Source organism: Brevundimonas sp. Soil_N_31, from assembly GCF_057655995.1.
This window is the reverse complement of sequence record NZ_JBDGLE010000006.1, coordinates 251,598-261,449: the sequence shown is the minus strand read 5'-3', so window position 1 is coordinate 261,449 and position 9,852 is coordinate 251,598. Positions and strand designations below refer to the sequence as shown.

Here is a 9,852-nt window from a genome sequence, read left to right as displayed (position 1 = left end):
CTCCCGCCGGCGACGCAGATCGGCTATCAACCCCCTGGGCTCTCACAATGATCAAGGGACCAGAGGGGGGCACGTCAGAGGGTTTCATGCGAATTGCGTCATTGGCCTCGTCGCGCGTGTGAAGGTTACGCGCGGGCGTCACGTCACCCTCGTGCCGACATGAAGGCGTAACGCGGACCGCCTTGTTTGGCGGGGCCGTAACGATCTTAGCTCGAAGATGATGTCGTCGTGCGCAGCCGGGCGACCTTGTGCGGTTCGGCGGGATCAACGCCCGGGGCAATGACAGGCTGTCTGGTTTGGGCGCATTTTCTTTTGGGAAGTCGAGCGCTGCGCATGTTTTTGCTTCCGGCGTACTTGAATGAGAGTTGGCGGCATGAATTGGATTTCAGATACTTGTTGATTTCGAGAACATGTGTTTGCTGGCGTGTTATAACTTATCGTTTTGGTGATTTTTGATGTATTGTTACTCCGTAACGTTGTAATTGGGTTGGCGGATGCTAGATGGGCTGAATGGCTCGTCGGTTCGCCCGATCTCGATGGTTTCTCGCGTTCGTCGCGATGCTCCTGTCCCTGTGCGTCTTGGCGCCGGTGGCGGATGCGGCGACGTGCGCAGTCGAGTTTGATCCGTCTCATGTCGTCGCGGTTGTGGATACGGGCGATACGCATCAGGACGACGCTGGCGCTGCGCACGGAGCCTGCAGTCACGGCCATTGCCATCATGGCGTGAAGGCGCCGACGGACGTTTCTGTCGAGACGGCGGCCGATTTCGGCGGTCTGCGTCGTTTGCTCGAGCCTGACCAGACGTTGGCGTCCGTCTCGCTCGATGGCCTGAAGCGACCGCCCAGAACCTGACGGGATTCCGCGCGCCCTGTCGCGCGTCTCGTGTCAGATTTTCTGGGAAAGTAAACCATGCATCCCCCATTTCGCCTGCCGCCGCGCTCTGCGGCCGGTTGGGCGCTGGCCGCGCTTGCGGCCCTCCTCGCCGGCCCCGTCTGGGCTGATCCGGCGCCCTCCTACGCCGTTCTGCTGAAGCAACTCGGCCAGACGCCGGCCGCCGTCGAAGCGGACGCCCTGAGCGACGCCGCCGAGGCGCGAGTCCGTCAGGCCCGCGTCCGGCCCAATCCCAACCTGTCCATCGACCTCGAGAACGTGATCGGGTCCGGTCCTTATTCCGGTCTCAGCGCGGGCGATCTCAGCCTGGCGTTCAGCCAGAATCTGGAGCTGTGGGGCCGCCGCCCCGCAAGGGTGAACGCCGCCCGCGCCGATGCCGGTGCGGCGGCGTTGCGCCGCGACCTGACCGTGGTCGACACGGCCGGGCGATTGGCCCTGATCTACGCCGAGGCCGAGGCGGCGCAGCGCCGCGCCGCCCTGGCCGAGGAAGCGCTGACCCTGGCCGTGGCCGACGCCCGCGCGGCCCTGGCTCTGGTCGAGGAAGGGCGCGAACCCCTGCTGCGCGGCATCCAGGCCGAAAGCGAGGCCGCCGCCGCCCGCGCGAGCCTCGATGAAGCCAAGGCCGAGCGCGACGCCGCCTTCGCCCGCCTGAGCGCCGTCGCCATGCTGCCGACGCCGGCCACCTCGATCGAGGCCGGGCTGCTGGATGCGCCGACAATGCCGTCCGCGCGGTCCGAACGTGACGCGCCGACGGTGCGGGTGGCCGAGGCCGAGGCCACGGCGGCCGAGCGCCGCATCGATGTCGAGCGCATTAACGGCCGCCCTGACGTCACCGCCAGCGTCGGCGTGACCCGCTTCGGCGAGAACGATCAGACGGCCATGACCTTCGGCCTCAGCCTGCCCTTGCCGCTGTTCGACCGGAACCGGGGAAACATCGACGCCGCGCGCGCCGAGCACCGGGCCGCCGAGGCGCGCGTCATGCAGGCGCGTCAGGACGCCGGAGCCGACCGAGCCGCCGCCGGAGCGCGTCTGGCGTCTTCGGCCAGCCGGGTGTCGGCCGCCGATGCGGGCGTGACCTCGGCCGAGGAGGCCTATCGCCTGTCGCGCATCGGCGCCGAGGCCGGGCGCATCTCGCAACTGGAGCTGCGCACCGGACGCGCGGCCCTGATCAACGCCCGATCCGCCGCCGTCGACGCCCGCATGGCGCGCGTCCGCGCCGAAATCGATCTGGCGCGCCTGGAAGGCCGCGCCCCCTTTGAAGGAAGCCGCTGATGCGTAAGCCGTCATCGAACAAGAAAGTCCTGATCGCGGGCGCCGCCGCCGTCGTCCTGCTCGGCGGCGGGATGCTGGCCCTGACGCTTAGCCGATCCGATCCGCCCGTCGCCGAGAAGGCGGAGACCGAGGCGGAAGGCGAAGCCGCCGAAGCGCCCGAGGGCGTGGTCGAACTGACCGCCGAACAGCTTCAGGCGGCGGGCATCTCGGTCGTCGCCGTCTCGCGCGGCGGGGGCGGCGAGACGCGCCTGTCCGGCCGGGTCGAGGCCATGGTCGACGCGCGCGCCGCTGTCGGCGCCGTGGTCGGCGGCACGGTCGAGCGGGTGCTGGTGGCGCCGGGTCAGGCGGTACGCGCGGGCCAGCCCCTGGTCAGCCTCATCAGCGGCGACGGCGCCGCCCTGCGCGCCGAGATCGACGCGGCCTCGGCCGCCGCGACCGCCGCGCGTCAGGCGCATCAGCGCAACCGCAACCTGGCCGACCAAGGCGTCGTCGCGCGTCAGGAAGTCGAAGCCTCGCAGGCTCAAGCCGCCAGCGCCGAGGCTCTGGCCCGCGCCGCGCGGGCGCGGGCGGCGGCGGCGGGCTCGCCCAACGCCTCGGGCCGAATGAGCGTCGTCAGCCCCATCTCGGGTGTCGTGACCAACGTCCAGGTCGGCCCCGGCGGCTTCGTCGCCCAGGGCGCGGTCGTGGCCGAGGTGACCAATCCGGCGCGGGTCGAGCTGGTCTTCAACGCCCCGCCGCAGCTGGCGGCCCAGGTGCGCCTCGGCTCCCACGTTCGCGTCACCGGTCCGCAGGGCGAGTTCAACGCCCTGGTCACGGGCGTCGCCGCCGACGCCGGATTGCAGGACAGCGGCGCGACCGTGATCCGCGCCCGGCCCGAGGGCGGCCGCCTGCCGCCCGCCGGATCGCCCGTCACCGGCGCGGTCGTCACCGAGGGCCAGTCCGGCAGCGCCCTGACCGTGCCGTCCGAGGCGGTGCAGACGGTCGACGGCGCCACGGTGGTCTTCGTCCAGGCGGACGGCGGCTTCCGCGCCCAGCCCGTGCTGGCGGGTCGTCAGGCCGGAGGCTCCACCGAGATCCTGCGCGGCCTGACCGGGAGCGAAAAAGTCGCGGCGGCCAACGCCTTCCTGCTCAAGGCCGAACTGGCCAAGGGCGAAGCCGAGCACGGCCACTAAGGGAGGGCGATCATGTTCAAAGCGATCATCGAGGCGTCCGTCCGCTTCCGCTGGTTCATCGTTCTGGCCACGACCCTGGTCGCGGCCTGGGGCCTGTTCCAGCTGACCAAGCTGCCGATCGACGCCGTGCCGGACATCACCAACCGCCAGGTGCAGATCAACACCGTGGCCCCGGCCCTGGCCCCCGAACAGATGGAGCGTCAGGTCACCTACCCGCTGGAAACGGCGATGGCGGGCATTCCGGGCATCCAAAGCACCCGCTCCCTGACCCGCAACGGTTTCAGCCAGGTGACGGTCATCTTCAGCGACGCCACCGACATCTACTTCGCCCGCCAGCAGGTGGCCGAGCGGATGGCCCAGGCGCGCGAGAACCTGCCAGAGGGCGTCGAACCGGCCCTGTCGCCCATCACCACCGGCCTGGGCGAAGTCCTGATGTGGACGGTCGATCTCAAGCCTTTCGACGCCAAGACAGCGCGCGCAGGCCGACCCGGCTGGCAACCCGACGGCGCCTATCTGACGCCCGAGGGCGAGCGGCTGGACACGCCCCAGGCGCGCGCCACCTATCTGCGCACCGTTCAGGACTGGATCATCGCGCCCCGGATGCGGACCGCCCCCGGTCTGGCGGGCGTCGACGTCAACGGCGGCTATGTGAAGGAATACGCCGTTCGCCCCGATCCGGCGCGACTGGCGAGTTACGGCCTCAGCCTGAATGATCTGGTCCAGGCGCTGGACCGCGCCAACACCCAAGCCGGCGCGGGCTATATCCAGCGCGCGGGCGAGGCCCTGACCGTGCGCACCGACGCCCTGGCCCAGACGGTCGAGGATCTGGCCCAGGCGCCTGTGGTCAACCGCAACGGTCTGGTCGTGCGGGTCGTTGATGTGGCGACGGTCGAGATCGGCCAGGCGCCGCGTCTGGGCGGGGCCAGCCGCGACGGCCATGAGGCGGTCATCGGCACCGCCCTGATGCTGGCGGGCGAGAACAGCCGCACCGTGGCCCAGGCTTCCGCCGAACGGCTGGAGCAGATCAGCGCCAGCCTGCCGCCCGACATCGTGGCCGAGCCGGTGCTGAACCGCAGCGCCCTGGTCAACTCCACCATCAAGACGGTGGCCAAGAACCTGACCGAGGGGGCGCTGCTGGTCATCGTCGTGCTGTTCTTGCTGCTGGGGAACATCCGCGCGGCGACGATCACGGCCCTGATGATCCCGATCAGCTTCCTGTTCGCGGTCATCGGCATGAACCGCTTCGGCATCAGCGGAAACCTGATGAGCCTCGGCGCCCTGGACTTCGGTCTTCTGGTCGACGGCGCCGTGGTGGTGGTCGAGAACACCCTGCTGCGGCTGGGCCAGAAGCGCGCCGATCTGGGCCGCGCCCTGACCCGCCACGAGCGGCTGGGCGTCGCCGCCGACGCCGCGCGTCAGATGGTCAAGCCCGCCGCCTTCGGCCAGCTGATCATCCTGCTGGTCTTCACCCCCCTGCTGATGCTGGAAGGGGTCGAGGGCAAGACCTTCATCCCCATGGGCGCCACGGTTATGCTGGCCCTGGTCGGCGCCTTCATCTTCTCCTTCACCTTCGTCCCGGCCATGACGGCCCTGCTGGTCAAGGAGCCCAAGACCGTCCACGTCGATGAGAACGGCGAGGCGGAGGAGCACGAGACCTTCCTGCTGCGCCACGCGCGCCATTGGATCGAACCGGCCATCCGCGCCGCCGTTGCGCATCCCAAGACGGTGCTGGCCTCGGCGTTCGGGGCCCTGCTGGTCGGCGCCCTGGCCTTCACCCTGCTGGGGCGCGAGTTCATCCCGACGCTGGACGAAGGCGACATCGCCATGCAGGCGCTGCGCGTGCCCTCGGCCTCGCTGGAGCAGTCCCTCGCCATGCAGATGGCGCTGGAGCGGGCCATTAAGGCCCAGCCTGAGGTGAAGACCGTCTTTTCGCGCACCGGCACGGCCGAGGCGGCGGTGGACCCCATGCCGCCGAACATCTCAGACGCCGTCATCGTGCTGAAAAAACGCAAGGAATGGCCCGATCCGCGCCTGCCGAAGGAAGAGCTGATCGCCCGTATCGAGAAGGCCGCTTCGACCCAGTTGGGCAACGCCTTCGAGTTCAGCCAGCCGATCGAACTGCGCTTCAACGAACTGATCTCGGGGGTCCGCACCGATCTGGCGGTCATGGTCTATGGCGACGACTTCGCCAAGCTCCAGGCGACGGCGGATCAGGTGGCCAACGCCCTGCGCGACACGCCCGGCTCGGCCGACGTGCGGGTAGAACAGGCGTCCGGCCTGCCGACCCTGACGGTCAGCGTCGACCGCTTCGCCGCCGCCAACTACGGCCTGTCGGCGGCCGACGTGTCCGAAGCCGTCTCGGCCGCCATCGGCGGCGCCGAGGCGGGTCAGATCTTCGAGGGCGACCGCCGCTTCGACGTGGTGGTCCGCCTGTCGGACGCGGAGCGTAACGATCCCGCCGCCCTGAACGCCCTGCCCGTCACCACGGCGAGCGGCGTGACCATCCCCCTGTCCTCGGTCGCCCGCATTCAGGTGAAGGAGGGCCAGAACCAGATCAGCCGCAACGACGGCAGCCGCCGCATGGTGGTTCAGGCCAATGTGCGCGGCCGCGATCTGGGCGGCTTCGTCGCCGACGCCCAGAAGCAGGTCGATCAGCAGGTCAGCCTGCCCGCAGGCTATTCGCTCAAATGGGGCGGACAGTTCGAGAACCTGAAGCAGGCCGAGCAGCGGCTGGGCCTGGTCATCCCCGTGGTCTTCGTCCTGATCGGCATCCTGCTGTTCATGGCGCTGGGCTCCTTCGCGGAGGCGGGGCTGGTGTTCGCCTGCGTGCCGCTGGCCCTGGTCGGCGGGGCGCTGTCGCTGTTGCTGAGGGGGATGCCCTTCTCGGTCTCGGCGGCGGTCGGCTTCATCGCCGTGTCGGGCGTGGCGACGCTGAACGGCCTGGTGCTGATGCAGGCCATCCGCGAGCGCTTGCAGGCGGGCCAGACGCCGCGTGACGCGGCCCTGCTCGGCGCCTTCAGCCGTCTGAGGGCGGTGCTGACCACGGCCCTGGTCGCCATCGTCGGCTTCATCCCCATGGCCATCGCCACCGGGGCCGGGGCCGAGGTGCAGAAACCCTTGGCCACCGTGGTCATCGGCGGCCTTCTGACAGCGACAGCCCTGACGCTGCTGGTGTTGCCGACCTTCGCGGCCAAGGCCGTCAAACACCGTAAAGCGGAAGGCGTGGAAGAATGAGCGGATCGCATCATGGAGAGGGGCTTCAGCGCCGCACCCTGCTGATCGTGCTGGTGCTGAACGCCCTGCTGTTCGTCATGCTCGGACTCGGCGGCCTGTTCGCCGAGTCCAGCGCCCTGCTGGCCAACGCCGCCGACAACGGCTCGGACGCCATCGTCTATCTGATCAGCTTCCTAGCGGTCGGACGGGCGATGGCGTGGAAGCGCGGCGCCGCTCGATTGTCGGGGATCATGCTGTTGATCTTCGCCGCAGGCGTCCTTCTGGACGTCGGGCGGCGCTGGATCGTCGGGACCGAGCCGGTCGGCTGGACCATGATGGGTCTGGCCGTCATCGCGGCGGTGGTGAACCTGATCTGCCTGATGCTGATCCGGCGTCAGGGCAGCGACGACGTCAACATGCGCGCGGCCGAGACCTTCAGCTTCAACGACTTCGCTTCGAACGGCGGCATCCTGGTCGCCGGGGGTCTGGTCATGGTGCTGAACCAAGCGTGGCCGGACCTGGTGGTCGGGCTGATCGTGGCGGCCATCGCGGTGAAGGGCGGGATCGACATCCTGCGTGACGCCGCCGCCGAGGACGTGTCCGAACCGCTGGAAGATACGCCGTAGGGCGAGTGAATTTCGCGCATCCGCCGTCGCAGCTTCATTGCGCCGTGACGGCGGCGTCGCGCCCGCGACATTCAGCGTCTTTAGGTCTGCCCTGCTTTCTCAGGGGGTAAGACCATGAAGCCGATCAGCCTCAAGCGTGGATTTCTGGCGGGCGCCGCCGTCGCGGGCCTGATGGCGGCGGGCGCCGCCCATGCCCAGAGCGTTTCGTCGGGCGAGACGACGACCGCCGTGGACGACATCGTGGTGACGGCCCAGCTGCGCGCCCAGGATCCGATCGAGGTGCCGTTCGCCTTGACGGCCTATAGCGGCGACTTCCTGGAAAACCTGGGCGTGCAGGAGTTCGACCAGCTGTCGGCCTTCGTGCCGGGCTTCCTGGTGCAGAACCAATCGCCGAACAATCCGGGCTTCGTGATGCGCGGCATCACCTCGGACTCGGGCGCCGCCACCGCCGAGCCGCGCGTGTCGGTGTTCCAGGACGGGGTGTCGATCTCCAAGTCGCGCGGCTCCTATGTCGAACTGTTCGACATGGAGCGGGTCGAGGTGGCCAAGGGGCCGCAGTCGACCCTCTATGGCCGCGGCGCCCTGATCGGCGCGGTCAATCTGGTGCAGAACCGCGCCCGTCCGGGCCAGTTCGACGCCGGCGCCCGCATCGAGGCGGGCGATCTGGACTATCGCGCGGTCGAGGGTTTCGTGAACGCGCCCGTCGGCGAGACCGGGGCCCTGCGTCTGGCGGCGCGGATGAAGACGCGCGGCGGTACGGTCGAGAACCTGCTGGGCGGCGAGGATTACAACTCGATCGAGACCAAGGCCCTGCGCCTGTCGGGCGCCTGGGCGCCGACCGACAATCTGCGCGCCGATCTGATCGCCAACTATCAGACGGATACGGCCAGCGGCACCTCGTTCAAGTCGATCGCCTATGATCCGTTCGACCCGAGGACGGGCGCCTCCCTGGGCGGGCGCGCGCCGTGGGAAGGGGCGGCCCTGACGCCGGGCGCTGATTTCGACGGGGGCGTCGGCCTTGGGCTGGATCGCGAGGTCTGGGGCGTGACGGGCCTGGTGAAGTGGGACTTGTCGCCGTCGCTGACGCTGAACTCGACCACGGCCTATCGCCAGTTCGACTCGACCGAGGTGTTCGATCCGGACGGCACGTCGCTGCCCCTGCTGACGGCGGCCGAGCACGCCTATGGCGAGCAGTGGAGCCAGGAATTCCGCCTGAACTTCGACAACGGCGGTCGCTTCTCGGGCTTCGTCGGCGCCGGCTATTTCAATGAGGAAGGCTTCCAGCGGATGCCGACCCAGTTCGACGAGCGCCTGGCCCTGCTGCAGCTGGCGACGCCGCTGGGCGATCAGCGGCTGAAGATGATCTACGCCGCGCCGACGCCGTTGCTGATGGGCGGCATCCTGCAGTCCATGCTGCCCGCCGCGGCGCATCCGCTGATCCCCGGCATCGTCGGCAATCTGAAGCCCGCCCATATCGAGACGGCGACCAACCGGGCGGACCTAACCTCCTATGACCTGTTCGGCGACCTGACCTTCAAGGCGACCGACCGTCTGGAGTTCTCGGGCGGGGTGCGCTGGACGCGCGACGACAAGACGACGGGCTATTCGGCGGCGGTGCTGAACGGCCGCTCCATCGCCGGCGGCCTGGTGGCGGTGCAGACGCTCGGCGCTCAGGCGCAACGCCTGGCCCAGGCCGGCGATCTGGCCGGCGCCCAGCGGCTGCAACAGCAAATCACGGCCATCCTGACGGGCCTGGCGACGCCGGGCGCGGCCAGTCTGCCCGTGGCCTCGGGTCTGCCGCTGTTCGCCTTGACCGCCCAGCCGACCGCCAATAACGGCGACCTGATCCAGGCCGATCACGAGGACGACGGCTTCACCTGGCGTCTGACGGCGCGCTACGCCCTGTCGGACGACGCCAGCCTGTACGCCAACTATGCGCGCGGCCGTCGCCCCGAGGTGCTGGAAGTGCGCGGTCCGTCCGTTCCGCTGGGCGCCCCGACCTTTGAAGTTATCCCCGCCGAGACCGTCGACAGCTTCGAGGTCGGCTACAAGACGGCGCTGATGGATCGCCGTCTGCGCCTGGACGGGGCGGTGTTCCACTACGCCTACGACAACTTCCAGACGACCGAGCAGGACGGCACCCGCTTCGTCACCGTCAATGCGGGCAAGGCTGCCGCCTATGGGTTTGAGGGCCAGGTCGCCTTCGCGGCGACGTCGACCTTCGATCTGTTCGGCACCTACGGCTACAACCACTCACGCTTTGACGGGGGCGCGCGCGACGGCAACCGCTTCCGCCTGTCGCCGGACCACATGGCCTCCATCGGCGCGACCTGGCGCCTGCCGGTCGAGACCGGGACCATCGAGGTTCAGCCGACCTACACCTGGCAGTCCAAGGTCTTCTTCGATGACGACAACGACCGCCCGGAGCTGCAGACCGGCAACTTCGTCGCCGACACGGTGCAGGACGAATACCAGGACGGTTACGGCCTGCTGAACCTGCGGGTGCGCTACGCGCCGTCGTCGGGGAACTGGGGCGTCGAGGCCTTCGGCGACAACATCCTGGACGAGGAATACATCAAGGACGCGGGCAATACGGGCGATGCGCTGGGCCTGCCGACCTTCATCGCCGGACGGGGCGCCAGCTACGGCGTCGCCTTCACCCTGCGCTACTGAGGAAC

Annotated in this window: 6 protein-coding genes; all 6 read left to right on the top strand. The window is 69.1% G+C overall.

From position 1 onward, the window contains the following. The first annotated feature begins 510 nt into the window (after positions 1 to 510). The 6 genes from AC3A3G_RS12120 (at position 511) to AC3A3G_RS12095 (ending at position 9,847) form a co-directional block, all read left to right on the top strand. Positions 511 to 852 (top strand): hypothetical protein, encoded by a 342-nt coding sequence (locus AC3A3G_RS12120; protein WP_200168305.1) that lies wholly within the window; start codon positions 511 to 513, stop codon positions 850 to 852. Positions 853 to 909: 57 nt separating this feature from the next. After that, the gene (locus AC3A3G_RS12115) at positions 910 to 2,163 is read left to right on the top strand and encodes a TolC family protein (protein WP_200168306.1); all 1,254 of its coding nucleotides are present in this window, start codon (positions 910 to 912) and stop codon (positions 2,161 to 2,163) included. Further along, positions 2,163 to 3,335, top strand: a complete 1,173-nt coding sequence (locus AC3A3G_RS12110; protein WP_487488286.1) for an efflux RND transporter periplasmic adaptor subunit — start codon at positions 2,163 to 2,165, stop codon at positions 3,333 to 3,335. The genes AC3A3G_RS12115 and AC3A3G_RS12110 overlap by 1 nt, the downstream gene beginning before the upstream one ends. 12 nt (positions 3,336 to 3,347) lie before the next feature. Continuing rightward, positions 3,348 to 6,569: an efflux RND transporter permease subunit gene (locus AC3A3G_RS12105; protein WP_487488285.1), complete on the top strand. Its 3,222-nt coding sequence runs from the start codon at positions 3,348 to 3,350 to the stop codon at positions 6,567 to 6,569. Then, on the top strand, positions 6,566 to 7,174 hold the full coding sequence (locus tag AC3A3G_RS12100) for a cation efflux transmembrane domain-containing protein (protein WP_200168309.1): 609 nt from the start codon (positions 6,566 to 6,568) through the stop codon (positions 7,172 to 7,174). The genes AC3A3G_RS12105 and AC3A3G_RS12100 overlap by 4 nt, the downstream gene beginning before the upstream one ends. 114 nt (positions 7,175 to 7,288) lie before the next feature. After that, entirely contained in the window at positions 7,289 to 9,847 is a 2,559-nt protein-coding gene (locus AC3A3G_RS12095) for a TonB-dependent receptor (RefSeq protein ID WP_200168310.1), read from the top strand. Positions 9,848 to 9,852 lie beyond the last annotated feature (5 nt).

Coding starts and splice junctions, on each gene's coding strand:
- AC3A3G_RS12120 (WP_200168305.1), top strand. CDS start 511: ATGGCTCGTCGGTTCGCCCGATCTCGATGGTTTCTCGCGTTCGTCGCG.
- AC3A3G_RS12105 (WP_487488285.1), top strand. CDS start 3,348: ATGTTCAAAGCGATCATCGAGGCGTCCGTCCGCTTCCGCTGGTTCATC.
- AC3A3G_RS12100 (WP_200168309.1), top strand. CDS start 6,566: ATGAGCGGATCGCATCATGGAGAGGGGCTTCAGCGCCGCACCCTGCTG.
- AC3A3G_RS12110 (WP_487488286.1), top strand. CDS start 2,163: ATGCGTAAGCCGTCATCGAACAAGAAAGTCCTGATCGCGGGCGCCGCC.
- AC3A3G_RS12115 (WP_200168306.1), top strand. CDS start 910: ATGCATCCCCCATTTCGCCTGCCGCCGCGCTCTGCGGCCGGTTGGGCG.
- AC3A3G_RS12095 (WP_200168310.1), top strand. CDS start 7,289: ATGAAGCCGATCAGCCTCAAGCGTGGATTTCTGGCGGGCGCCGCCGTC.